At 72.3% G+C, this 25,888-nt stretch carries 14 protein-coding genes; 13 read left to right on the forward strand and 1 reads right to left on the reverse strand.

The features are described 5' to 3' along the window. Positions 1–24 precede the first annotated feature (24 nt). The gene (ileS, locus tag ABT118_RS20185; protein WP_350670255.1) at positions 25–3,153 is read right to left on the reverse strand and encodes an isoleucine--tRNA ligase; all 3,129 of its coding nucleotides are present in this window, start codon (positions 3,151–3,153) and stop codon (positions 25–27) included. A 591-nt stretch (positions 3,154–3,744) separates the two neighbouring features. Here ileS and ABT118_RS20190 point away from each other — a divergent pair. From ABT118_RS20190 to ABT118_RS20250, 13 genes are all read left to right on the forward strand, one after another. Next, on the forward strand, positions 3,745–4,248 hold the full coding sequence (locus ABT118_RS20190) for a TraR/DksA family transcriptional regulator (protein WP_350670257.1): 504 nt from the start codon (positions 3,745–3,747) through the stop codon (positions 4,246–4,248). A 74-nt stretch (positions 4,249–4,322) separates the two neighbouring features. Further along, complete coding sequence (gene lspA / locus ABT118_RS20195) at positions 4,323–5,006, forward strand: signal peptidase II (protein WP_502884611.1); 684 nt, start codon at positions 4,323–4,325, stop codon at positions 5,004–5,006. A 71-nt stretch (positions 5,007–5,077) separates the two neighbouring features. After that, positions 5,078–6,016 carry an RluA family pseudouridine synthase gene (locus ABT118_RS20200; protein WP_350670261.1) on the forward strand — a complete coding sequence of 313 codons (939 nt, stop codon included), beginning with the start codon at positions 5,078–5,080 and terminating at the stop codon, positions 6,014–6,016. Beyond that, positions 6,016–6,486, forward strand: coding sequence for a GNAT family N-acetyltransferase (locus ABT118_RS20205; protein ID WP_350670263.1), 471 nt, complete (start codon positions 6,016–6,018; stop codon positions 6,484–6,486). The genes ABT118_RS20200 and ABT118_RS20205 overlap by 1 nt, the downstream gene beginning before the upstream one ends. Before the next feature lie 263 nt (positions 6,487–6,749). Next, a complete protein-coding gene (locus ABT118_RS20210; RefSeq protein ID WP_350670266.1) occupies positions 6,750–7,268 on the forward strand; it encodes a GNAT family N-acetyltransferase in 519 nt (172 codons plus the stop codon). 70 nt (positions 7,269–7,338) lie between these two features. Further along, positions 7,339–9,543 carry a WD40 repeat domain-containing protein gene (locus ABT118_RS20215; RefSeq protein ID WP_350670269.1) on the forward strand — a complete coding sequence of 735 codons (2,205 nt, stop codon included), beginning with the start codon at positions 7,339–7,341 and terminating at the stop codon, positions 9,541–9,543. A 49-nt stretch (positions 9,544–9,592) separates the two neighbouring features. Next, positions 9,593–10,084, forward strand: a complete 492-nt coding sequence (locus ABT118_RS20220) for a hypothetical protein (RefSeq protein WP_350670272.1) — start codon at positions 9,593–9,595, stop codon at positions 10,082–10,084. Positions 10,085–10,191: 107 nt separating this feature from the next. Beyond that, a complete protein-coding gene (locus ABT118_RS20225; protein ID WP_350670274.1) occupies positions 10,192–11,994 on the forward strand; it encodes a WXG100-like domain-containing protein in 1,803 nt (600 codons plus the stop codon). A gap of 168 nt (positions 11,995–12,162) precedes the next feature. Next, positions 12,163–13,083 (forward strand): hypothetical protein, encoded by a 921-nt coding sequence (locus ABT118_RS20230; RefSeq protein ID WP_350670276.1) that lies wholly within the window; start codon positions 12,163–12,165, stop codon positions 13,081–13,083. A 6-nt stretch (positions 13,084–13,089) separates the two neighbouring features. Next, the gene (locus tag ABT118_RS20235; RefSeq protein ID WP_350670283.1) at positions 13,090–21,429 is read left to right on the forward strand and encodes a toxin glutamine deamidase domain-containing protein; all 8,340 of its coding nucleotides are present in this window, start codon (positions 13,090–13,092) and stop codon (positions 21,427–21,429) included. Positions 21,430–21,547: 118 nt separating this feature from the next. After that, on the forward strand, positions 21,548–22,777 hold the full coding sequence (locus tag ABT118_RS20240) for an SUKH-4 family immunity protein (RefSeq protein WP_350670285.1): 1,230 nt from the start codon (positions 21,548–21,550) through the stop codon (positions 22,775–22,777). 300 nt (positions 22,778–23,077) lie between these two features. Beyond that, complete coding sequence (locus ABT118_RS20245; RefSeq protein ID WP_350670287.1) at positions 23,078–25,231, forward strand: WD40 repeat domain-containing protein; 2,154 nt, start codon at positions 23,078–23,080, stop codon at positions 25,229–25,231. 92 nt (positions 25,232–25,323) lie between these two features. Then, positions 25,324–25,848, forward strand: a complete 525-nt coding sequence (locus ABT118_RS20250; RefSeq protein WP_350670288.1) for a hypothetical protein — start codon at positions 25,324–25,326, stop codon at positions 25,846–25,848. Positions 25,849–25,888 lie beyond the last annotated feature (40 nt).

Consider the following 25,888-nt stretch of genomic DNA (forward strand, 5'->3'; position numbering starts at 1 on the left):
CCTTGCGGGGCTCGGGGTGAGCCGTCAGGCCTTGCGGAGCTGGAAGCTCAGGCCGAGGCCCTCGTCGGTGAAGGTCTCCGAGGTCCACTCCGCCGCACCCGCGAGGAAGTCGGTGGCGAGCACCTCGTCCGCGACCAGCTGCCCGTGCTCGGCGATCGCCTCGGCGGTCTCCTCGTTGGCGGCCCGCCAGCGCAGCACGATCCGGTCCGCCACGTCCAGGCCGGAGTTCTTCCGGGCCTCCTGGATCTGCCGGATCGCGTCCCGGGCGATGCCGAGCCGCTTCAGCTCCGGCGTGATGGTCAGGTCCAGTGCCACCGTGGCGCCGGACTCGTTGGCCACCGCCCAGCCCTCGCGCGGGGTCTCGGTGATGATCACCTCGTCCGGGGTGAGCTCCACCGTCTCGCCGTTCAGCTCGACCGCCGCGGTGCCGTTGGCCCGCAGCGAGGCGGCCAGCACGGCGGCGTCGGCGGCCGCGACCACCTTGGCGACGTCCTGCACGCCCTTGCCGAACCGCTTGCCCAGGGCCCGGAAGTTGGCCTTGGCCGAGGTGTCGACCAGCGAACCGCCGACCTCCGCCAGCGACTCCAGCACCGAGACGTTCAGCTCCTCGGCGATCTGCGCCCGCAGGTCGGCGGGCAGCTCGTCCCAGCCCTGGGCCGCGATCAGGGCCCGCGACAGCGGCTGACGGGTCTTCACACCCGACTCGGCCCGGGTGGCCCGGCCGAGCTCGACCAGTCGCCGGACCAGCGCCATGTTCCGCGACAGGTCGGTGTCGATCAGCGCCTCGTCGGCGACCGGCCAGGTGGCCAGGTGCACCGAGGCGGGGGCGTCGGCGACGACCGGGACGACCAGGTCCTGCCAGACCCGCTCGGTGATGAACGGGGTCAGCGGGGCCATCAGCCGGGTCACCGTCTCCAGCGCCTCGTGCAGGGTCGCCAGCGCCGCCGCGTCACCCTGCCAGAACCGCCGCCGCCCGCGCCGGACGTACCAGTTGGAGAGGTCGTCGACGAAGCCGGAGAGCAGCTTGCCGGCCCGGTGGGTGTCGTACGCCTCCAGTGCCGCGTCCACCTCCCGGACCAGGGTGTTCAGCTCGGAGAGCACCCACTTGTCCAGCTGCGGGCGGTCGGCCGGGGCCGGGTCCGAGCCGGACGGGGACCAGTCGGCGGTGCGGGCGTACAGGGCCTGGAAGGCCACCGTGTTCCAGTAGGTCAGCAGCGTCTTGCGGACCACCTCCTGGATCGCCCCGTGCCCGACCCGGCGGGCCGACCACGGCGAACCGCTCGCGGCCATGAACCAGCGCACCGCGTCGGCGCCGTGCTGGTCCATCAGCGGGATCGGGTCGAGGGTGTTGCCCAGGTGCTTGGACATCTTCCGGCCGTCCTCGGCCAGGATGTGGCCGAGGCAGACCACGTTCTCGTAGCTGTTCTTGTCGAACACCAGGGTGCCGACCGCCATCAGCGTGTAGAACCAGCCGCGGGTCTGGTCGATCGCCTCGGAGATGAACTGGGCCGGGTACCGGCTCTCGAACAGCTCCTTGTTCCGGTACGGGTAGCCGTACTGGGCGAACGGCATCGAGCCCGAGTCGTACCAGGCGTCGATCACCTCGGGCACCCGGGTCGCGGTGGCCGAGCAGGTCGGGCAGGCGAAGGTGACGTCGTCGATGAACGGGCGGTGCGGGTCCAGCGCGCCCTGGTCGGTGCCGGTCAGCTCGGAGAGCTGGGTCAGCGAGCCGACGCAGGTGAGGTGGTCCTCCTCGCAGCGCCAGATCGGCAGCGGGGTGCCCCAGTAGCGGTTGCGGGACAGCGCCCAGTCGATGTTGTTGTTCAGCCAGTCGCCGAAGCGGCCGTGCTTGACGTTCTCGGGGAACCAGTTGGTGGCCTCGTTCTCCCGGATCAGCGCGTCCTTGACCGCGGTGGTGCGGATGTACCAGGACGGCTGCGCGTAGTAGAGCAGCGCGGTGTGGCAGCGCCAGCAGTGCGGGTAGCTGTGCTCGTACGGGAGGTGGCGGAAGAGCAGGCCGCGGGCCTGCAGGTCGGCCACCAGGGCCTCGTCGGCCTTCTTGAAGAAGACGCCGCCGACCAGCGGGACGTCCTCCTCGAAGGTGCCGTCGGCGCGGACCGGGTTGACCACCGGCAGGCCGTACTTGCGGCAGGTGGCGAGGTCGTCCGCGCCGAAGGCGGGGGACTGGTGGACGATGCCGGTGCCGTCCTCGGTGGTGACGTAGTCGGCGTTCAGGACGTAGTGCGCGTCCTCGATCTCGACCAGGTCGAACGGGCGCCGGTAGGCCCAGCGCTCCATCTCGGCGCCGGTGAACGACTCGCCGGTGGCCTCCCAGCCCTCGCCGAGCGACTTGGCCAGCAGCGGCTCGGCCACCACCAGGCGCTCGGTGCCGTCGGTGGCCACCACGTAGGTGACCTCCGGGTGCACGGCGGCGGCGGTGTTGGAGACCAGGGTCCACGGGGTGGTGGTCCACACCAGCAGCGCGGCGGTGCCGGCCAGCGGGCCCGAGGTGAGCGGGAAGCGGACGAAGACCGAGGGGTCGACCACGGTCTCGTAGCCCTGGGCCAGCTCGTGGTCGGACAGGCCGGTGCCGCAGCGCGGGCACCAGGGGGCGACCCGGTGGTCCTGGACCAGCAGGCCCTTGTCGAAGATCTGCTGGAGCGACCACCAGACCGACTCGATGTAGGACGGGTCCATGGTGCGGTAGGCCTGGTCGAGGTCGACCCAGTAGCCCATCCGCGTGGTGAGCTCGGTGAACGCGTCGGTGTGCCGGGTCACCGAGTCGCGGCACTTGGCGTTGAACTCGGCGATGCCGTACTTCTCGATGTCCTGCTTGCCGGAGAAGCCGAGCTCCTTCTCCACGGCCAGCTCGACCGGGAGGCCGTGGCAGTCCCAGCCGGCCTTGCGGGCGACGTGGTAGCCCTTCATGGTCCGGTAGCGGGGGAAGACGTCCTTGAAGACCCGGGCCTCGATGTGGTGCGCGCCGGGCATGCCGTTCGCGGTCGGCGGGCCCTCGTAGAAGACCCACTCCGGGCGGCCCTCGGACTGCTCCAGGCTGCGCTGGAAGATCTTGCTGTCCTGCCAGAAGGACAGGATCTGGTGCTCCAGGACCGGCAGGTCCACCTGAGCGGGTACGGAGTTGTACGTGGTCATCGCGGGGTCTACCTCCGACGGATGCGTGGACAGGCTTCCGACGGAGGGACGAGACGGCCGGGCCGTCCCGCGGTACCACCCTCCTTGGCCGCGTTGCTGCTCGATGCGGCCCTCTTGTTTAGGGCTTGCTGCCGGGTCTAACGGGCTGGTGGGCCCCTCTTCCGGCGGCTCCGGGGTGATCTTCCCGCCGCGCACACCCCCGGGCTCGCACCATCCCCGGGTCGCTCCTGGCTGCGTACGTCGGTACTCGTCCCATCAGCGCCTTGCAGGCTCAGTGTATCGGGCCCGACAACTCGTTATGTCCGCTCACACGCGTGGTTAGCCGATGACGATCTGGGCACAACTTGGTCAGCACGCGGGCGGACCCCCGCCCACGTGGGCGGCTGCCCGGGTGGGAAGCCAGGTCCCTATCGGTATGTCCCGTTGTGGGGTGATTCGATGGGGATTATCGTTCCGGCACTGGAGGCCGCCGGGAACCGGCGGTTCGTTTCGTTCGTAGATGAGGTCGAAGCCATGGCTGAGAAGGCAAGTGGTGCTACCGCCACCAAGCGGACGCGCAAGGCCGTGGCAGGCGACTCAGGGGAGGGGACCGTGAGCACTACACGGCGGAAGACCAGCACCAGCACCGGACGGGTGGCGGCCACCAGCCGCACCCACGCCCCGGCGGGGAGCGGGGCGCGCGGCGCCGAGTCGGTGGACCCGGCGGAGCTGCCGGTCCGCCCCGGCGAGGACGCCTGGACCACGGCCGAGGTGGCCGAGCTGCACCAGGAGCTGAACGAGGACGCGGACCGGCTCCGCACCGAGATCGCCGCCGCCGAGCTGGCGCTCAACGGCCTGATGCGCGACTCCAACGACGGCGCGGGCGACGACCAGGTCGACGCCGGCACCAAGAACATCAGCCGGGAGAGCGAGCTCTCGCTCGCCAACAACGCCCGGGACAGCCTGGCCCAGACCGAGCGGGCGCTGGCCCGGCTCGAGGGCGTGGGCTTCGGGGTCTGCGAGTCCTGCGGGCAGGCGGTCGGCAAGGCCCGGCTGCAGGCCTTCCCACGCGCGACCCTGTGCGTCACCTGCAAGGCCAAGCAGGAGCGCAGGTAACGAGTCGGCCACGGGGGTCGGGCGGTACCGTACGCTCGACCCCAGTTACTCGTTCACTCTCGGCAGCGGAGCGGATCATCAGCACTCCAGGTTCTCCCCAGACCCAGGACGACTCCGTCCAGCCCGCTTCCGTCGAGCTCGCGGAGGACGCGGTGGGCACCCCCCAGGAGTCGACGGGCAGCCCCGAGGGGGCCGCCGCGCCGGTCCGCACGCCGGAGGAGACGGCCCGCCGGGAGGCGCTCCGCCGCCGCCGGATCGTGCTGCTGCTCGGGGTCGCCCTGCTCGCCTACCTGATCGACCTGGGCAGCAAGCTGCTGGTGGTGGCCAGGCTGGAGGGGCACCAGCCGATCGAGGTGCTCGGCGACGTGATGACCTTCCAGGTGATCCGCAACGCCGGTGCCGCGTTCGGGATGGGCCAGGCGATGACCGTCGTCTTCACCGCCATCGCCGCCTCGGTGATCGTGGTGATCTGGCGGATCGCCCGCAAGCTCTACAGCCTGCCCTGGGCGATCGCGCTCGGCCTGCTACTCGGCGGCGCCCTGGGGAACCTGACCGACCGCCTGTTCCGCTCGCCCGGCGTCTTCCGCGGCCACGTGGTCGACTTCATCTCGGTCCAGCACTTCGCGGTCTTCAACCTGGCCGACTCCGCCATCGTCTGCGGCGGCATCCTGGTCGTCCTGCTCTCCTTCCGCGGCAGCAACCCGGACGGCACCGTGCACCAGGTGACCAAGACCGACAAGGCCGACAAGAGCGCCTGAGCCCGGTTCGGCCGGGCACCCGCGGCGCCGCGCGGTCCGGCGGCGGCGCCGGGTCCGGCATACTCGTACGGGTGAGTACCGCAGCGCAGACCCGCAGCCTCCCCGTTCCCGACGGCCTGGAGGGTGAGCGCCTCGACGCCGCCCTGGCCCGGATGTTCGGCTTCTCCCGGACCAAGGCGGCCGAGCTGGCCGCCGACGGGAAGGTCACCATCGACGGCGTGACGGCCGGCAAGTCGGACCGCGTCATGGCCGGCGCCTGGCTTGAGGTCGAGCTCCCGGCCCCCGCCGCCCCCGTCCGGATCGTCGCCGAGCACGTCGAGGGCATGCGGATCGTCCACGACGACGCCGACATCGTGCTGGTGGACAAGCCGGTCGGCGTCGCCGCCCACCCGAGCCCCGGCTGGACCGGACCGACCGTGATCGGCGGCCTGGCCGCGGCCGGCTACCGGATCTCCACCTCCGGTGCGGCCGAGCGCCAGGGCGTGGTGCACCGCCTGGACGTCGGCACCTCCGGCCTGATGGTGGTCGCCAAGTCCGAGCGCGCCTACACCGACCTCAAGCGCCAGTTCCACGACCGGATCGTGGAGAAGAAGTACAACACCCTGGTGCAGGGCCACCCCGACCCGATGAGCGGCACCGTGGACGCGCCGATCGGCCGCCACCCCAGCTCGGACTGGAAGTGGGCCGTGGTCAAGGACGGCAAGCACTCGATCACCCACTACGACCTGATCGAGGCCTACCGCGCCGCCTCGCTGCTGGACATCAAGCTGGAGACCGGCCGCACCCACCAGATCCGGGTGCACATGTCCGCGCTGCGCCACCCCTGCGTCGGCGACCTGACCTACGGCGCCGACCCGACGCTGGCCAAGCGGCTCGGCCTGACCCGGCAGTGGCTGCACGCGGTCTCGCTCGGCTTCGAGCACCCCGGCGACGGCGAGTGGGTGCAGTTCGACAGCGAGTACCCCGAGGACCTGCGCCGGGCGCTCGACATCATCTCCGCGGAGAGCTGATGGCGGCCGAACTGCGGATCGCCGCCGGCGAGATCGACCTGGCGCTGGTCCGGCTGATCCGGCACGAGGTCTTCGTGGTGGAGCAGGGCGTGCCGGCCGAGCTGGAGTACGACGAGTACGACGCCACCTCGGTGCACGTGCTCGCGCTGGTGGACGGCATGGCGCTGGGGACCGGTCGGCTGATCCACGGCGCCGAGGCGCTCGGGAAGACCGGGATCGCCGGACGGGTGCTGCTCGGCCGGCTCGCGGTCCGCAAGGCCGCCCGGGGCACCGGGCTCGGGGCCGAGCTGGTCCGGGCGCTGGAGCGGGCCGGGCGCGAGCACGGCGGTACCGAGCTGGAGCTGCACGCGCAGGTGCAGGCGCTCGGGTTCTACGAGCGGCTCGGCTACGTCGCCGAGGGGCCGGTCTACGACGACGCCGGCATTCCGCACCGGACCATGACGCGCAAGCTCTGGCTCGCCGGGCGCTGACGCACGACCTGCTCGGACGAGCGTGGAAGTACCGGGATCCGGGTGGCCGATCGGCCGCCCGGATCCTCTGTTTTGCCCTTTCTGCTCCCCACCGGATGTACGCCCGGGCAGTGTTTCGGCCGAACCCCCGCTCAGACCCGTCGTGGCTTGAGAGTCGCAGGTTTGAAGTGCTTCGATGACGGCTCACACGCGCGAGAGGGCTGGGGGTTTCGGTGCGCCGGTTGAGTTCGTCGGGCACCGTTCCGGCACTTCAGGACGGTCGGGTGGAGCTGCGCCGCCCGGTCGAGCAGGATGCCGACACCCTGGTGGCCGGTTCGCGCGACCCGCTGGTCCGGGAGTTCATGCAGGGCATCCTGCCGCACCCGGACCGGGACTCGGCGGCGCGCTGGATCACCGAGGTCGCCCCCGAGCTCTGGGACGCCGACCGGGCCGCGTACTTCGCGGTGTTCGACGGCCCCGGGCCCGCCGTCGGCTGGGCCGAACTGGTCGACCTGCGGCCGGAGGAGGGCGCGGCCGAGGTCTCGGTCTGGCTGCTGCCCGCCGCCCGCAGTCTCCGGGTGGCCTCCTGCGCGCTCCGGCTGGTCTGCCGGTTCGGCTTCGAGCAGCTGGAGTTGGAGCGGATCGACGCCTACGCCGCGGCGGACAACATGCCGGTCCAGGTGGTCGGAGCCTTCATCGGCTTCCGCCGGGCCGGCTTCCGTCCGCAGCTGTTCCGCAGCTCCCGCACCCACACGCTGCACGACGCCGTGTACGCCACCGTGGTGCCAGGTGAGCTCTGCTGACACCCCGGGAGCCCGCCAGGGCCACTCCCGCCGACTGCTGAATTCCGACCCGTACGTTCTTGGGGGCACTGTGTCTGGCAAGGTTCGCTTCACCGCCGGGGCGCGTCAACTGGCCATCGGCCGGATGGAGTTGACGATCGACGAGGACGGCTCGCTGCAGCTCCTGCGACAGCTCCCCGAGGGCGACACGGTGCGGTACGGCCGACTGGACCAGGCGGTGCGGCAGCGGCTGCTGACCGCGCTCCGGGCCGCCCCCGGTGGGCCGGCCGACCTGCCGGTCGCGGACGAGGCGGCCCGGCGGCTGACCGTCGGCGACACCGGATGGGCGGACGGCACCGAGCACCCGGTGCCCCCGGTGGCCCGGCTGCTGGAGGCACTCGCCGTCCAGCTGCTCCGGCCGCTGGACGGCGGCCAACTCCCGCTCGCGGTGGTCGAGTCGGAGCCGGTCGCAGCCACCGCCGAGGCGGTCCGCCCGGCTGCCGCGATCGGCACGGTGGACGGCCGGCCGGCCTTCGCGCTGGCCGAGGGCGGCCTGGGCTTCGACCTCGGCCGACTGCCCGACGGCGGCTCGCTCGGCGGCTCCGACGGCGAGGCCGGGCTGCTCCCCAGCGCGGTGGCGCTCGGCACCGTCGAGGGCCGGGAGCTGTTCGCGGTCGGCGCCGCCGACGGCGCGGTCCAGGTCTGGGACGCGTCCGACGGCGCGCTGGTGCACGGCACCGCGGGCGGCGAGGGCGCCCAGGTGGTGGCGGCCGGCCTGGTCCAGGGCGTCCCGCTGGTGTTCTCCGGCGGCCGGCGGGGCGAGGTCCGGGCCTGGCGGGCCGAGGACGGCAAGGGCCTGGGCCTGCTGGAGACCGGCGGCGAGGGCGCCCGCGCCCTGCTGCACGCCCACTGCGCCGGGGCCGACCTGGTGGTGGCGTCCGCACCCGACGGCACCGTCCGGGTCTGGGACGCCGGCGCGGGGGCCCGGCTGCACCTGCTGGTCGGCCACTCGGAGCCGGTCACCGCGCTCGCGGTGCTCCCGCTCGGCGACCAGGCACTGCTCGCCACCGGCGGCCAGGACTGCGACATCCGGCTCTGGGACCTGGCCACCGGCCGGGAGGTCGCCCTCCTCACCGGCCACTCCGCCACCGTCACCGGCCTGGCCTTCACCGAGCTGGACGGCCGCCCGGTGCTGGCCTCCTGCGCGCTCGACAACACCCTGCGCACCTGGGACGTGCACGCGGGCACCGCGCTCGGCGGCCGCCCGGCCGGCGGCAGCTGGCTGACCGCGTTGGTCACCGTCACGGTGGACGGCCGGGAGCAGCTGGCCAGCGGCGACGAGCACGGCCGGATCCGCCTCTGGGAGACCAAGGGCGGCAAGCCGGTGGGCAGTTACGAGCCGCAGCGGGCGGACGGCGCCGGCCCGGTGCCGGTCAACGCACTGGCGGCCGGGCAGCTGGACGGGCGCCCGGTGCTGCTGGCCGGCTACGGCGACGGCAGGGTCCGGCTCTGGGACGCCGCGAGCTGCTCCGAGCTGTACGCGCTGGAGTCCGACGGCGGTCCGGTCGGCTCGGTGGCGCTGCTGCCCGCCGAGGACGAGCCGGTGCTGGTCTGCGGCACGGTGGCCGGCGCGGTGCGCTGCCACCGGCTGCGCGACGGAGCCCCGCTCTCGGTGCCGACCCCGCACTCCGGGCCGGTCACCGCGCTGCTCTTCGGGGAGCCGGTGCCGGGCGCGGCCACCGTCCTGGTCTCCGGCGGGGCCGACGGCACCGTCCGGATCAGGAACGGCCAGGACGGCGCTCCGCTGCGGCAGTTGACGGCCCACCAGGACGGCGTGACCGCACTGGCGATCGGCGAGGTGAGCGGCCGCCGGGTGCTGGCCAGCGCGGGCCGGGACCGTACCGTCCGGCTCTGGGACGTCGACGGCGGCCAGGCCGGTCCGGTCCTGACCGGGCTCCGGGGCTCCGCCGAGAAGCTGGCGATCGGCAGCCTGGAGGGCCGGGCCGTGGTGCTGGCCGGCTGCGCCGACGGCTCCGTGCTCGGCTGGGACGTGGTGGGCGGCCACAGCATCGCCGACCTGCCCGGCGGCACCGCCGAGGTCCGCTCGCTGGTCTGCCAGGACCTGGACGGCGAGGTGCTGGTGGCCGCCGGGGACGCCGACGACACGCTGCGGCTCTGGCACCTGGCCAGCGGCACGCTGGTCAACGAGGCGCCGCTGGACCGCACTCCGCTGGCGATCGCCTTCGGCGAGGCCGGCCTCTACGTGGTCGGTCCGGGTGGCGCGCTCACCCTCTGAGCGCCGCCGTCCGTCCTATCGTTCTGAATTTTCCTAGGGGTTGGGAAGCATGGCAGGGGATTCCTTCAGTATCGACCTGGACGAGGTCGAGAATGCCGCCAAGATCATCCAGCTGATGCACGACGACCTGGAAGAGGCGTACATCAAGCTCTCGACGCTGGTCGAGACGATCAAGCCGGACGTCTACGGCACCGACCTGGTCGGCAAGTCCCTGGGCGGTGCCACCGCCTCGGTGATCGGGCTGGCGGACCAGCAGAAGAAGACCCTGGAGGGCTTCAAGGCCTTCCTGGCGAACACGGCCCAGGTCGCGACCAACCTGAAGACGATGACCGGCGGCCACCGCGAGACCGACACCGAGCACGCCGACCTGATCAACAAGATCGGCGACGGGACGGACATCGCGCTGCCGCCCCCGCCCTCGACCGGCACCGGCCCGAGCTACGTCTCGCCGACGGCCGGCCCGAAGCTCGACTACAACCACGCCGGCGACCGCCCCGAGCCGAGGCCCACGCCCACGTACGGGCGCCCGCAGGTGATGTGAGACCCCGTCAGCCCCCGTCACCGCCCGCGCCACCCTCCGTGCACCAGCGTCGACCAGGAAACGAGTAACCAACGGTGAAGAAAGAGCTGCCTCCCGAGCTTGCGGACGTGCTCAAGACCTTGCAGGCGAACGAGGAGGGCAAGGACGTCCTCTTCCCCGACGGCAACGAGGAGCGCATCCACGACCTGGCGGTGGCCTGGGAGACCTTCAACAAGGTCGCCGATGTGCGGATCCGGACCATCTGGGCGCACGCCCAGCGCGCCTGCGAGCACATGTCCGGTGAGGCGGCCGCGAGTTACGAGCGGTACCTGGAGAAGTACGGCGTCGGCGAGGGCTCGCACGCGGGGACGATCCTGACGGCCGGAAAGATGGTCGAGGCCCATCTCAAGGGCGCCGCCTCGGCGATCACCGACACCAAGACCACCATGATCAACCAGCTCGAGTACGCGAAGAAGTACATCGAGCAGAACCCGGCCGGCAAGAAGGACGACATCGCCAAGTCGGAGGGCATCAAGTCCGCCGTCGAGGCGTACCACACGTACGTCAAGCAGGTCACCGGCAGCGTCGACACCATGCTCAAGGCCGGGGCCGACCACGGTGCCGCGACCGACGCCGCGACCCAGATCGCCAACCTGGCCGGCAGCAAGGTCCCGCCGCCCGGCGGCCCGACCCCGCCGCCGACCGGTATCGACTCGGCGCCGCCGCCCGGCTCGGGTGGCGGCGGTGCGGGCGGTGGCGGTGCGGGCTCCGGCGCGGGTGGCGGTGGCGCCGGTGGGGGAGCGGGCGGTGGCGGCGGCGGTGCCAAGCCGAAGCCCAAGCCGTACCAGCCCCCCGCCGTCAAGCCGTACCAGCCGCCGCAGATCAAGAACCCCTACCTCAACGGCGGTGGCCCCGGCGGCAATTCGGCCTTCAAGCCCGCGGTGCAGCCGCCCGGCCTGAACCTGGCCGGCCACCCCGGCTACAAGGGCATCGGCGACGGCTCGACGCTCACCCCGTACTCCGGCTCCGGCGGTGGCGGCGGCTCGGCCGGTGGCGGTGCGGGCGGCGGCGGTCTCGGCGGCTTCGGCGGCGGCATGCCCGGTGGCGGTGCGGCCGGGCGCGGTGCCGGTGCCCTGGCCGGGGCCGGCGGCGCCGGTGCCCGGGGTGCCGGTGGTGCGGCCGGCGGTGGCCGGGGCATGGCCGGCGGCGCGGCCGCGGGTGCGACCGGCCGTGGCGGCGCCGGTGCGCCCGGCGCGGGTGCGATGGGCGGTGGCGCCGGAGCCGGTGGCGGCAAGGGCGGTGGCGCCGGGGGCAATCGCTTCCTCCGGCCGACCCGGTTGGGGTCGGAGGAGGAGAAGGAACGCCGTCGACGGGACCGAGGGATCGTCGGCGGGGAACAGGTCGACCACGAGACAGGCGACCCGCATTTCGAACGGATGCGGCGCCAGTGGCTGGACGAAGCTCGTGGGGGCTCGTCCGGTGAGGCCGCCGCGGCGGCTGCGGCAGCTGCCGCAGCCCAGCCGGCGGTCGGTGGGAGTGGCGATCTGATGGCCCAGCTGGCCGGCGCCCTGTTGGGCGGCGAGCCGGCTGCGGCCGAGGCCGGGGCGGAGGCGGGCGGAGCTGTGACCTCCGCCGACTCCCCGGCCGTGTCGACCGGTTCGGCGGTGGCCCCGGAAGGGAGCACCGCCGCACCGGCGGCGCCCGCAGCGGACGAGGAGTACCTCGACCGGGCGCGCTCGGTGGCCGAACGGCGCGGGCGCCCGGACGACGAGGGCCAGGTGACCGAGGCCGTACCGGCGGCGGCCCCCGAGCCGACGCCGATCCGGCAGGAGGGCGGGTACGACGTGCCCAGCCCGTTCCTGCGCGCCGCACTCTCGCGGATCGCGGCCGGGAACGCGGCCGGTGCCGGTGAAGGCGCACCTCGGGCCTGACGCCGAAGCAGTTCACGTACCACCGGGAGGGCGGAGGCCGTTCGTGGCCCCGCCCTCCCTGTTCCCCGCAGCACCCCTGCCCCAGAGACTCGATGAGGGATCGTCATGGAAGAACAGTCGGAGTTCCGACCGGCCGAATTCGTGGCCCCGACGCCACGACGGGCCGTCATGGAGCCGCAGGCTGCCCCGCTCTGGGGCAGCGCCGACACCGAGCCGGCCTTCGAGGCCCGGATCGGGACGGTCACCCAGGCCGAGTACGTGCGGGCGATGCCGGTGGAGCCGCTGACGCCGATGGCACCGATGGCCGGGGAGCCGCTCCAGCGGACGATGCCCGCGCAGGGCTTCGAGCGGGCGATGCCCATGCAGGCCATGGTGGGGGAGGACCCGTTCGGGACCGTTCCGGCGATGCGGAGCACCCGGGCGGACGGGCTGACGCCTGCGATGGACGTGAGCGGGGTCCCGGCGGACGGGCTGACGCGCGCGATGGACGTGAGTGGAGTCCCGGCCGAGGGGCTGACGCGTGCGATGAACGCCGGTGTTCCTGCGGGGGACGGGGTGACGTCCGCGTTGAAGGGCACGCCGGAGGCGTCCGAGGGACTGACCGCCGCGCTGAAGGTCGGCGGCACGCCCGCCACCGGACGTTCGCTCCAGTCCGCCTCGACGAGCAGCGGCAGCGCCGGTGCCGGGTTCGTCGCGATCCCGGAGCAGTACCGGGCCGCCGCCGGACCGGTGCTCGGCGTGGCCGACCACCTCAAGGAACTGCACACCGGCCTGAACGGCTACCTGAGCGGCATGCACGGCAACGCACCCTGGGGCAACGACGACGACGGCAAGACCTTCGCCAACGGCGAGGACGGCGAGCCGGGTTACCTCGGCAACGCCGGGGACATCCTGGATGGCCTGAAGTCGCTCGCCGAGATCGTCGAGACGATCGGCAAGCGGCTCAAGGGCATGGCCGACGGCTACGAGAACTCCGAGCAGTTCGGCCTCGACACGATCGGCAAGCCCGAGATCCCGCTCCCCGGCACCGGCCAGCCGGACATCGTCCTCCGGGACATCGCCAACGGCACGCTCAACGGAAGGCACTGACCCACCATGGCTGTCGAACTCCCCGAGCCCCTCCAGTGGGTCCTGCTGCTCCTCGCCGGTACCCGGTGGCCCGAGGGCGAAGAGGACCTGATGCGGGACATGGCCCGCCACTGGCGGTCCACGGCCGAGGGCCTGGACGAGGCCGGCCGGACGGCCGACTCGGCCGTCAAGCGGGCCCTCGACGGCCAACGGGGCGCGGCGTCGGACCAGTTGTCGCAGCAGTGGGACAAGCTGACCCTGCCGGCGGACGGCAAGAAGCCGGGCTTCTTCCCCGGCATGGTCAAGTCCTGCAACGCGATGGCCGACAGCCTGGAGGCGATGGCCAACTCCACCGAGACCGCGAAGATCTCGATCGTGGCCCAACTCGGCATCCTGGCCTTCGAGATCGCCACCGCCGAGGCCGCCGCACCGGTGACCGCCGGAGCCTCGCTGGCGACCATCCCGGCGTCGATCACGGTCAGCAAGACCGCGGTCCAGACGATCCTCAAGAAGCTCGCCAAGGAGATCATCGAGTACGCCCTGAAGGAGGCGTTCCAGGAGGTCGCGATCAACCTGCTGGCCCAGACCATCCAGCTCGCGGCGGGCAACCGCAAGGAGCTGGACGGCAAGGAGCTCGGCATGAGCGCCGCCGGTGGCGCCATCGGCGGTGCGGCGGGCGGCCTGATCGGCAAGGGCCTCGGCGCGGCCGGCGGCAAGCTGATCGGCAAGAAGATGGACACCCTCCCGGCCCAGATGGTCGAGGGCGCCCTCACCGACGTCGGCGCCGACGTCGTCACCCAGCTCGCCCTCACCGGCGAGGTGGACGCCTCCGGCCTGGGCGGCTCGGCCCTGAGCGGCGCGGGCAGCCCGGCCATCATGCGCGGCGCCTCCGCGCTCAAGGGCAAGTTCAGCGCCGGTGACATCCCGGACGCCTCCGACTTCGCGGGTGGCGGCGGCAACGACAGCGGTGGTTCGGGCGGGTCCAACTCCTCCGGCGGGTCCAACTCCTCGACCGGTTCCGACACTTCGGGCGGATCCGGCAACTCCACCGGCGGCTCCGGTACCGGTACCGGCAACTCCTCCGGCTCCGGCAGTTCGGGCGGGTCCTCCGGCTCCTCCAACTCCACCGGTTCCTCCGGCAACTCCTCCGGTTCGTCCGGCTCGGGTGACTCCAACTCTTCGAACAACTCCGGTGGTTCGAGCAGGCCGGACTCCCACGGTGACACCTCCTCGAGCGACCAGGGCAACCTGTCCGACATCGGGAGCGATGGCCACCACATCCGGCAGAACTACTCCGAGGGCGCCAACCCCGACACCCACACCTCCTCCGGTGACCAGGGCAACCTGTCCGACATCGGGAGCGACGGGCACCACATCCGGCAGAACTACTCCGAGGGTTCCGACCCCGACAGCCACGGCAAGCCCGACCAGGACACCACTCCGCGCACCTTCGCCACGAACCGCAGCAACCCGGACGTCACCCCCACCGTCGAGTCGACCTACGAGGGCCCGACCGGCAGGCGCTCGGACGACTCCGCGCCCCGCAACAACCTGACCCCGTACGAGGCGCCGGTCACGTCCCGGCAGGCCGACAGCTCGCCGATCTGGACGGACAACCCCACGCCGCGCTCCACGGACGCGCCGACACATCCCACGCCGGACCGCGCTCCGGACGCCGCGCCACGGGCCGACGTCCCCACCCAGCCCACCGAGCACTCGGCCCCGCCGCAGCGCCCGGACACGCCGTCGCAGCAGCCGAACCCCTCGCACCGGCCGGGACCGTCCACCGACACCGACCAGGCGCCCGATGGAGGCACCCGGATCGCCTCCGGCCCGGCCATGACGCGGACGGCGCCGGTCAACCCGACCAGTGCGTCGAACGATTCGCCCGGCCCCATCCCCACCGTTCCGATGCCGGACCAGGCGAACACGTCCACCGCACCCGCGTCCGCTGCCGCGCCGCCGACCGCAGGCGGGACCGCAGGCGGGTCCCGGCCGGGACCGTCCACGGTGCCGCCGCAGCGTCCGGCCCCGCACCAGGCCCCCGCGTCCGTACCCCGGAACGGTGGCCCGGTCGGCGACGCCGGTGCCCCCACCCACGGGCTCACTCCGACGCCCGACCCCGTCGCGCCGGACACACCCGGCCACGCCGACCCCGAGAGTCCGTCGGAGCCGGTCGTCGATGGCCCCTCCAGGTCCGAGTTCCAGCCGGACCCGTCCGGGATCCAGAAGCTGGATCACACGGCGGTCTTCTACCACGGTGGCGCCACGGTGAAGACCCAGGCGCTCCAGGACGGCAACTTCCCCGGCAGCCACATCAGGAAGCGCGACCAGCGGCACTGGTTCGGCTTCTACAGCGCCTCGTCGCCCAACGACGCCACCGGCTACATGGACTGGCAGATCAAGGAGGATCTCACCGGCCTCCACGGCGCCAAGGCCGAACTCGACGAGAACCTCCAGGGCCTCAAGGACCAGAAGGACCCGGCAGCCCCGGCGGAGGACATCAAGGCCGCCGAGGACAAGGTCAAGGATCTGCAGCAGCAGATCGACATGCGGCAGGACCTTCTCGACCAGAGCCGCTACGGCATGAGGAAGAAGGACGGCGAGTTCGAGCTGCTCAAGGTCCAGCTCCGCCCGGGCAAAGAGGGCTTCGACATCGTCACCATCGACGAGGCGACCTGGGACATGGCATCCCCGGAACGTGAGGCGGCCGTCTGGCAGAAGGTCGGCGAGCTCCGCGCGTCGGACGGCCCGTGGCCTCCCTTTGACCCGTCAACTCCGCTGCTGGAGCAGCTGGGTGGCAGGAACGTGGCGCTGCTCGGCCCCAGCGGTCAGGACTCGGAGGGGTCGGTCCCCCGGTACGAGCTGATCATTCCGTACAACCTGATGGACCGGATGTCCCTGACGCCCAACCCTGAGCAGCCTTCCCTGTTCGGCGGCTCGAAGTTCGATCTCGACAGCGGTCAGCTCCAGTCGATGGACGACTACCGGCAGGACGTCAAGAACGACACCCCCGAGGGTCATCAGCAGCGCCTCGAACAGGAGGCCGAGCAGCGCCGCCAGGCGAAGGAGCAGGCGGAGGCGGCTGCCAGGGCCAAGGCGGAAGCCGACGCGGAGGCGGAGGCTGCGCGGGTCAAGGCGGAAGCCGACGCGGAGGCCGAGGCTGCACGGGTCAGGGCCGAGGCTGCGCGGGTCAAGGCCGAGGCAGACGCTGCGCGGGTCAAGGCCGAGGCGGAGGCGGCAGCTTCCCGCCCGCAGCAGTCGGAGCAGGAGGTCGACCCGCTGGCGTGGATGGACGATGACACCCCGATTGCGTACGAGTCCGAGAACGAGTCCGACTCCGAGACGCAGCAGGAGGTCGACCCGCTGGCGTGGATGAACGACGACACTCCGATTGCGTACGAGTCGGAGACCGAGTCCGAGTCCGGCTCCGAGACGCAGCAGGAGGTCGATCCGCTGGCGTGGATGCACGACGACACCCCGGTCGCGTACGAGTCGGAGACCGAGTCCGACAGCAGCCAGCCGGGGGGGACCGACACCCGGGATCTCCCGACCGAGGTGGACGCCCCGTCGGAGCACGACGCCGGATCGGCGCTGCCCGAACCGGGGTTGCCCGAACCGGGGGCGGACGACGACGCGTACCGGCCCGCGACCGGCGGGCGGCCGCAGGGCAGTCCCGGTGGGCTGGTCGATCCGTCGGACCTGGACAGTTCGCGGGTCGCCAGTGCGGTGCCGCGCGATTCGGACAAGCGTCCGCAGGTGCACCCGGATCCCGCTGAGGGCAACTGGATCGGGGCGATCAACGGCGACGGTCCGCGCACTCCCGGGCGCAACAACAACTGCGCCGACGTCGCGTTGGCGATGGTGGACACCTACTCCGGCCATCCGACGGCTGCCGCTTCGCGGACACCCGATCCGGATGCCGAGGGCCGGCCGTCGCCGGTCGGCGAGCGCAACGGCCGGGACCGGATCGAGAACGCCCTCGGGGCCAAGTTCTCGTACCTGGGCAACACACCGTCGGCCTTCGGCCGGCTGGAGGGGACGCTCCGTCAGAGCGGCCACGGTTCGCAGGCCGTCATCATCACCGCCGACAAGCACGGGCGTTCGCACGCCTGGAACGCGGTCAACCACAACGGCAAGATCACGTACGTCGACGCCCAGACCGGCCGCCGGTCGGACCAGCCGCTGCACCAGGGCGAGGGCGGAATCTTCGTGGTCCCGCTCGACCCCGCCCGCAAGCCCGTCACCCCGGTGCCGGACACCACGGACCGGCCCTCCGACGACCCCGGTCATTCGTACGACGACGCCGATTTCGACTACGACGACTATGACTACGACGAGTACGACGATCCCGACTACGAGGACGACGTACCGGACCAGCATGCCGACGAGCCCGTGGAGGAACACGGTCACGACGAGGACGACGATCCGGACGAGACCCCGGTCCCCGATGGCCATCCGTCCCTGTCCGAGTTCCAGCCGGCGGCGAATGGGGTCCAGCGGATGGACCACTCGATGGTCTTCTACCACGCAGGCGCCACGGCGAAGACCGACGGCCTGAAGGAAGGTCGGTTCCCCGACAGTTCCATCAAGAAGGTCAATGACCGGCACTGGTTCGCCTTCTACAGCGCGTCCTCGCCGAACGACGCCTCCGGTTACATGGACTGGCAGATCCAGGAGGACATCGACGGCATCAAGCGGGCCCGGATGGGGCACAAGATCGAGCTCGACCGGCTCAAGGCGGAGAACGCCGAGCCGGACGAGATCAGGGCCGCCCAGCAGAAGATCATCGCGCTGGACGACCAGATCAGGTTCAGGGAGGGGCTCCAGGCCGAGGGGCGCTACGACCCCTACCGGCGGAAGAAGCCGACCGACTACGAGCTGCTCAACGTCCGGCTCCACCCGGACCAGGAGGGCTTCGACATCGTCACCTTCGACAAGGCGACGTGGAACAAGACGTCCCCCGAGCGGGAGCGGGTCATCTGGGAGGAGACCGGTCAGCGCCTGGGACGGGCGGACTGGCCTCCGCACGACCCGTCGATTCCGCTGCTGGAGCGGCTCGGGGCGGAGGGGGTCGCCCTGGTCGGCCCCAGCGCCCATGAGTCGGGCCAGGCACCCCGGTTCGAGCACGTGATCCCGTACAACCTGATGGGCCGGATGAGCCTGGAGCCGGACGCCCAGCAGCCGAAGACGTACGACGGCTTCAGGTTCGAGCTCGACGAGGCCCAGCTCCTGGCGATGGACGAGTACCGGCAGAGCCTGGCGCACCCGACCGGTGCGCCCGCGGATCCGGCCGGTACCGACCTCGGGGAGACGTCCAGGTCCGGTGGCGGCGAGTCGCAGGGCGACCAGCCGGGCCAGGACGGTCAGTCGGACCAGGACAACCAGGACGGCCGGTCGGACCAGGACGGCCTGACCGACGGTCAGGACCACGACGCGCCGGAAGGTCCGCTGACGACCGAAGGCGCGCTCGCGGCCACCCCGGAGTCCTTCCTCAAGGAGAACCTGGTCTTCGCCAACTCCGATGCCGGGCTGGCCCTGCGCCACGAGGGTGTGCTGACCGCGTCCGAGCGTGCGGATCTGCAGAAGCTGATCGACGAACAGCAGAACCACTGGTTCACGCTGGTCCCCGACCCGAACCGGAGCACCGAGGGCAGGCCGTCCTACGTCCTCACCCCGGCGCTGGAGAAGTACGCCGCGGCCGACGACCGGATCGCGAACCTGGTCAAGGACAAGCCGATGCCTCCGGTCGGGCCCGACTCCGACTACCTCCAGCCCGGGTACGTCCCGTTCATGTACGGAGCGCCGGCCAAGGTGCTGGGTTCGGACGGCGTCGAGCGGATCGAGCTGGGCAAGATCGGGCACACCGACGTCCCGCTGACCGGAGACGGCGGTGCGGGGTCCTCGAAGCTCGTCATCACGCCCACGATGAACGGGTGCGCCCTGGCCGTGACCCCGAGCGCACGGCCCGACCACTTCACCGCCTGGCACTACCAGTCGCCGAACGGCAACGTGGCCAACCAGAAGGCGGCCCTGTTCCGGCGCGACCAGCGCCCCACGGACTGGTTCGGCTGGGAGGAGTACGAGAGCGCGGACACCGGGGACACCGACAAGACCAAGACCTTCGAGGTGACCAACACCCTCTGGCAGGACAGCGACGGGGGCTGGCACATCGTCAGCCAGGAGAACCGGGAGACCAAGACCGGTGAGCAGGTCAGCACGGTCCGGACCCGTCCGCTGAAGCTCACCCCCGGGACCGAGCACGACCAGGCCGCGCAGGTGGCGGGGATCTATGCGGGGTTGGCGCAGAAGGAGCTGGTCGAGTTCGACCGGGCGTCGACGAAGCTGCTCGCGAAGCCGTACTGGACCCCGGCGGGGAAGCAGGAGGCGGAGCATCAACTCGGCGTGATGCGGCAGCAGATGGAGTCCCAGCGCGACGCGCTCCGCGCCATGGCGGGCCTTGACCCGACGGCCCCCTTCACCGGGACCAATCCGGTGGCGCTGCGGCCGCAGCAGCAGGGCGGGCAGCAGGTGCCCACCACCTTCGCCGATCTCCAGAACCTCGCCGCGCAGGCGAGGCAGCGCCGGGCCGCGATGGTGGAGGACACCAAGGCGATCCTGTCGGCCCATGCAGTGACCGGTCCGGGCGGCCGTGACGCGAAGCAGGCCGCCGAGCGGCAGGCGACGGTGAACAGCGACCTCAACTGGTTCACCCCCGACGAGCGGTGGCTGGACCAGATGGCGGCCGAGGTGACCGCGCACCCCGTGGCCCACGACGCCGACCCGGGGTACCGCCCCGCCACGGCCTACCGGCCGGGTGGTTCGGACGGGTTGGCGCCGCCGACCGCGGCCGACCAGGCCCGGATCGACGGTGCGGTGCCCCGCGTGGACGGGACGCCGGAGGTGCACCCGAGTCCGGACGCCGAGGGTGACTGGATCGGCGCCATCAACGGCGTCGACAACGGGGCGCCGGGGCGGGCGAACAACTGCGTCGACGTCGCCCTCTCCCTCGTCGACACCTATCTCGGGCACCCCACCGCCGCCGCCCCGCGTACGCCGCCGTCCACGCTGGGAGAGCTGGCCGGTCGCGACCGGATCGAGGACTCCCTCGGCGGCAGGTTCACGGACCTGGGCGACGGAACCGAGGCGTTCGGCCGGCTGGAGCAGAACCTCCTGACGAGTGGTCACGGCTCGCAGGCGGTGATCATCACCACGGACGCGCAGGGGCGCGGACACGCCTGGAACGTCGTCAACCACGACAACGCCATCACCTACATCGACGCACAGTCCGGCCGGCGCAGCCACGAACCCCTCCACGACGGGGGCAACGGTGTCTTCGCCGTCGTCCTGCGCCCCGACCGCAGCGTGGTCGACGTCGAGCCCGATCCGGAGCGCGGCACCAGCCGGCGTCCCGACGCCCGCCCTGCTGCCGACTCCCCGGAGGGCGGCAGCAGCAGCGGCACTCCGGCTCCGACCAAGCGGACGCCTCCGCCGCGGCCGCCCAAGCCGGCCAGTCTCCAATCGGCAGCGGTCGGTGCGGCGCCGGTGGCTGCTGCTCCGGTGGCCGCCCCGGTGGTTGCCCCGCCCGTGGTCGTGCAGGTGCCGCCGTCGACCGGGGACACCGGGGAGAGCACGATCCCGGAGCCGATCCGGACGGCCATCAAGGACGCGAAGACCGTCCCGCAGCTGATGGCTGCCCTGAACCAGCCCGAGACCGCCGGTCTGGACGCGTGGCAGACGATGGACCTGCTGACCTCCTCGGTCAACCCCGGTTTCAAGATGACCGACCACATCAAGCCGGTGCAGGTGCCGAGGCCGGTCCATCTGAGGGCGGCTCAGGACCGGCTCGCCATGACGTGGACGATCCGGCACTACACGGCGGCCGGCACCGCGGACGCGGCACCGCCGTTCGGGCAGATCGCGTCGACGTACGAGAACGCGGCGGCCGGGCGGATCAGCGCCAACACCAACCTGGCAGACTGGCAGAAGCTCGGGAACACCAAGTTCACCTTCTACGTGATCGCGGTGGACGGTCAGGTGGCCAACCGGACCTTCCTCGGGAACAGCCATTGGTACGCGGAGTGGCCCTTGGAGGCGCTCGAGAACTCCTGGGTGTCCCGGGACCTGCTCGACATCACCGGAGCCGGGGTCGACCCGGCGGAGGCGATCAAGAGCGACTTCCCGATCGTCGAGGGCAGCGGTCAGAATCTCAAGAAGTACCTGGCCTTCCACACGAAGGGCAGCAACCCGGCCGCTGTGGCCGCCGACCTGGACCGGCTGTTCGGTGGGAACCACGAACTGAAGGTCCCCGGAGGACTGCCACTGGCCAACGGGTCGGACTGGCAGCCCAACCCTCAGCGGCGATGAGGTGCGGGCGGCCGGGCCGGCCGCGGCGCATCCCAGGCCGTACGACAGCAACCCAGAGCCCGAGCGACAGAACCGTGCGGGCGGCACAGCATTTCCCTGCTCAACGAGGAGTTTTTTCGTGATCAGCCAGGAGCACGCTCTCAGCACGGCCGACGCCTGGCTGAACAGTGACAGCAACGGTGCGCGGCGCGAGGTCCGCCACCGCGAGTTCGACCTCGGCTGGGTCGTGTGGGCCGCCCCCGCACCCCTGGAGCGCGACCCCGTCACCGGCGCCCGCCGCCCCCCGGCCGACCTCGGCGACGCCTGCGGAGTCATCAACCGCCACACCGGCGCCCTCACCGTCTGGTCCTCCATCCCCGTCGACGAAGTCATCGACACCTACCGCGAACACCACCGCCCCCGCGTCGGACCCGGCAACACCCTCACCGCCACCCACACCGCCGGCAGTGAACCCGCCACCATCCACCTCACCGGCACCCCGGGCCACCCACCCGTCGAACACCAGCTGGTGGCCGAACTCGCCCGCCGCGCCATCCCCACCGACGCGGTCACCGCCGTCCACACCGCACTGCGCCCGGCCACCCTCCCCGGCAACTACGGCGCCGCCCTGCTCCAGCAGCACTTCCCCAGCGCGACCATCACCTTCGACCACCCCTACGGCATCACCGCCGCCGAACGCGCCGAAGGCACCACCGCCCTCGCCGGCCGCACCCCCCACCACCGCACCCCCGCACCCCAACCCGACACGGTCACCCCCGCCGAACCCGTCCGGGACGTCGCACTCGGCCGCCAACTCCCCACCGTCTTCGGCGAAGTGACCCGCTACGACGCGGACGACCTCGCGGCCACCAACCTCCCCGACTCCACCCGCTCGACCCTCACCTGGGCCGGACTCCCCGCCGAGGTCCCGCTCTTCTTCACCGCCGACCGGCCTGACGCCCCGCCCGCCGGAGGGCTCTTCCCCGACCTGCGCACCCACCTCCAGGCGACGGACTCCACCCTCGAAGCCACCACCCTCGACGCCCTCGCCAACTGGACCCGCATCGGCACCGACGGACACTGCACCATCGCGGTGCAGAACACCGGCAACGAAGCAGGCTCCGTCTGGGCCATCCACCCCCGCACCGGCAGCGGACGCTTCGTCAACACCGACGTCTCCACCTTCGCCCGCAGTCTCGCCCAGCTCACCACCACCCGCCCCACCCTCACCGACCTCGACCCCACCGAAGCCGCAACAGTCCTCACCACCCTCCAGACCACCCTCGCCCAGATCGACCCCCAGACCTTCCGCAAGGACACCACCTGGTGGTCCACCCTCATCGAACAGATGTGGCACGGACTCCTCTGAGACGGGCGACGGCGGCGTGAGCGTCGGCTCAGGAGTGCCCGTACGGGCAACCTGACGGTCACCACGCCGGTGAAGCGACCGGAGCTGTCCGGCATTCTGTGGGGGATGCCGGGCAGCTGGGCCGCGTTCATGGACCACGACCTGTTCCGGGCCCCTGCCGACCACGGGCGGGGTGACGCCCGCCGTTGTCCCGAAGTTCTCCTACCCACGCCCTGTATGACGCCGTGTATGCCATCTCGACACCCGAGAATCCGGGCTGATTCTTGCCTCTTCCGAGGCGTGTCGAGTCTGGGGGTTGGGATGCCGGGGCTGCTGGTCTTCTCGGTCGGTGCGGAGCAAGTGGCCGGGGGCAGGCTGGAGTTGACGCTGGACCAGTTCGGTGCGGTGCGGGTCGAGCATCGGGTCGGCGACGTCGTCGTGGTGCGCGGTGGCACGGTCGACCCGGCTGTGCCGGCCCGGGTGTTGAACGCGCTCCGGTCGGTACCCGGCGGGGTCGGCGGCGGCGCCGCCGAGGCGCGCCGCCTGGTCGCCGGTGACACCGAATGGGCCGACGGTACCGAGACCCCCGTGCCAGGGGTGGCCCGGCTGCTGGAAGCGCTGGCAGGGCAACTGCTGCAGCCGCACCTGCCCGCCCAACTGCCGGGACAGCTGGTCCAGTCGGCAGCGGTCGACCCGACCGAGGCCGGCCCGGCGGCGGCCATCGGTACGGTCGGGGGCCGCCCGGCCTTCGCGCTCGCCGAGGCCGGGCGCGGCTTCGGCCTGGCCGAGCTGGCGGCGGGCGGTGCCTCACTCGGCGGTTCGGACGCCGACTCCGGGCTGCTCCCGACGGCGGTCGCGCTGGGCGCCGTGAACGGCCGTGACCTGTTCGCGGTCGGTGCCGAGGACGGCGCGGTGCAGGTCTGGGACGCCGCCACCGGCACGCTGCTGCACGGCACTTCGGGTGGCGAGGGCGCCCAGGTGGTGGCGGCGGGGGTGGTGGAGGGCGTACCGCTGGCGTTCTCCGGCGGCCGCGAGGGCGAGGTCCGGGCCTGGCGGGCCGAGAACGGCAGAAACCTGGGCCTGCTGGCGGTCAACGGCCGGGGCGCGGCGGCACTGGCGTACGCGCACTGCGCCGGGCTCGACCTGGTGGCCGCGGCCGGCGGGGACGGCACCATCCGGGTCTGGGATGCGGGTGCCGGCACCCAACTGCACCTGCTGGTCGGCCACTCCCACCGCGTCGGCACGCTGGCCGTGCTCGCGCTGGGTGACCAGGCGGTGCTCGCGTCGGCCGGGGTGGACCGGGAGATCCGGCTCTGGGACCTGGCCACCGGCGAGCTGCTCGCGGTGCTGCTCGGCCACTCCGCCACCGTCACCGGCCTGGCCTTCACCGAGCTGGCGGGCGAGCCGGTGCTGGCCTCCTGTGCGCTGGACGGCACGGTGCGGACCTGGGACGTCTACCGGGGCACCGGCATCAACGGCTGGGCCACCGGCGGGGCCTGGCTCACCGCGCTGGCCATCGTCCCGCTGGCCGCTGGTCCGGCCCTGGCGGTCGGTGACGAGCGCGGGCGGATCCGGCTCTGGGAGCCCGAGTCCGGTACCCAGCTGGGTACGTGGGAGCCGGTCGGCGCGGCCGTCGGCCCGCGCCCGGTGAACGCGCTGGCCGCCGGTGCGCTGGACGGCTCGCCCGTCCTGTTGGCCGGCTACGGCGACGGTACCGTCCGGCTGTGGGCGGACGGTGCCGAGCGGTACCTGCTGGACGCCGACGGCGGCGCGGTCAACTCGCTGGCTGTGGCAGGGGAGTTGCTGGTCTGCGGGACCGTCACCGGAGCAGTGCGCTGCCACCGCCTGGCGGACGGTGCACCGCTCTCGGTGCCCACCCCGCACACCGGCCCGGTGACCGCGCTGGCACTGGGCGATGGCGCCCTGGTCTCCGGTGGCGCGGACGGAGTGGTCCGGGTCAGGGGCGCGCTGGACGGGGTGCCGCGGCTGCGGCTGGCGGCCCATCAGCAGGGCGTCACCGCACTGGCCCTGGGCTCGGTCGACCTGCGGAGTCTGATCGCGACGGCGGGCGGCGACCGTACGGTCCGGATCTGGGACGCCGTCAGCGGGGCACCCGGGCCCGCCCTCACCGGCCTGACCGCCCCGGCTGCGGCGCTGGCCTTCGGACGGTACGACGGCCGGGCGGTGGTGCTGGTCGGCTCCGACGACGGCACCGTCCGGGCCTGGGACGCGCAGAACGGCAGCGTGGCGACCGAACTCCCCGGCGGCGCCGCCGGGGTGCGGACGCTGGTCTGCCAGGAGATGGACGGCGAGGCGCTGGTCGCGGCCGGGGACGCGCTCGACACCGTCCGGCTCTGGCACCTGGCCAGCGGGACGCTGCTGAACGAGGCGCCGCTGGACCGGACGCCGTTGGCGATCGCCTTCGGCGAGACCGGACTGCACGTGGTGGGCCCGGGCGGCGCGATCACCCTCTGACCACCCGTCGGACAGTGATCGTTCACCGGACGGCCATGGCCGCGGACCAGAGTGGTCCCGGTATTCGGAATGCGGCAGCAAGGGGTGGACGGATGGCCGGGGGAGAGTCGTTCCGGATCGATCTGGACGAGGTCGAGGCGGCGGCGAAGATGATCCAGACCATGCTGGACGACCTGGAGCGGCCGACGGCCGACCTGCTGGCGGTGGTCGGGCAGATCAGGCCGACGGCCTACGGTACCGACGCGCTGGGCAAGTCGCTGACCGGGGCCACCGCCTCGGTGGGCGGGCTGACGGAGCATCAGCAGCAAGTCCTGGACGGGATAAAGAAGTTCCTGACCAACAGCAGCCAGGTCGCCGAGAACCTGCACCAGATGGTCCAGAGCTACCGGGCCGTCGACGAGGCGAGCTCGGCCGAGCTGCGCACGGTCGAAGGGGCGGGTGCGACGCCGCCTCCGGTGGACCGGTCGAACGCGCCGCGGCCGACCGGCGTCCAGCTGGTCGACGGACCTCCGGCCGCACCGCCGGTCGCACCCGCGGCCTACGACGATCCGGACCGGCCGACGCTGGAGTACAACCACGCCGACGACGAGCCCGACTACGTTCCGGTCATGTTCTGACCCTGCATCAGTCATCCTCAGCAGCCTCCCGCAGAAGGAC

The sequence above is a fragment of the Kitasatospora sp. NPDC002040 genome (assembly GCF_040296785.1).
In the GTDB taxonomy this organism is placed as follows: Bacteria; Actinomycetota; Actinomycetes; order Streptomycetales; family Streptomycetaceae; genus Kitasatospora.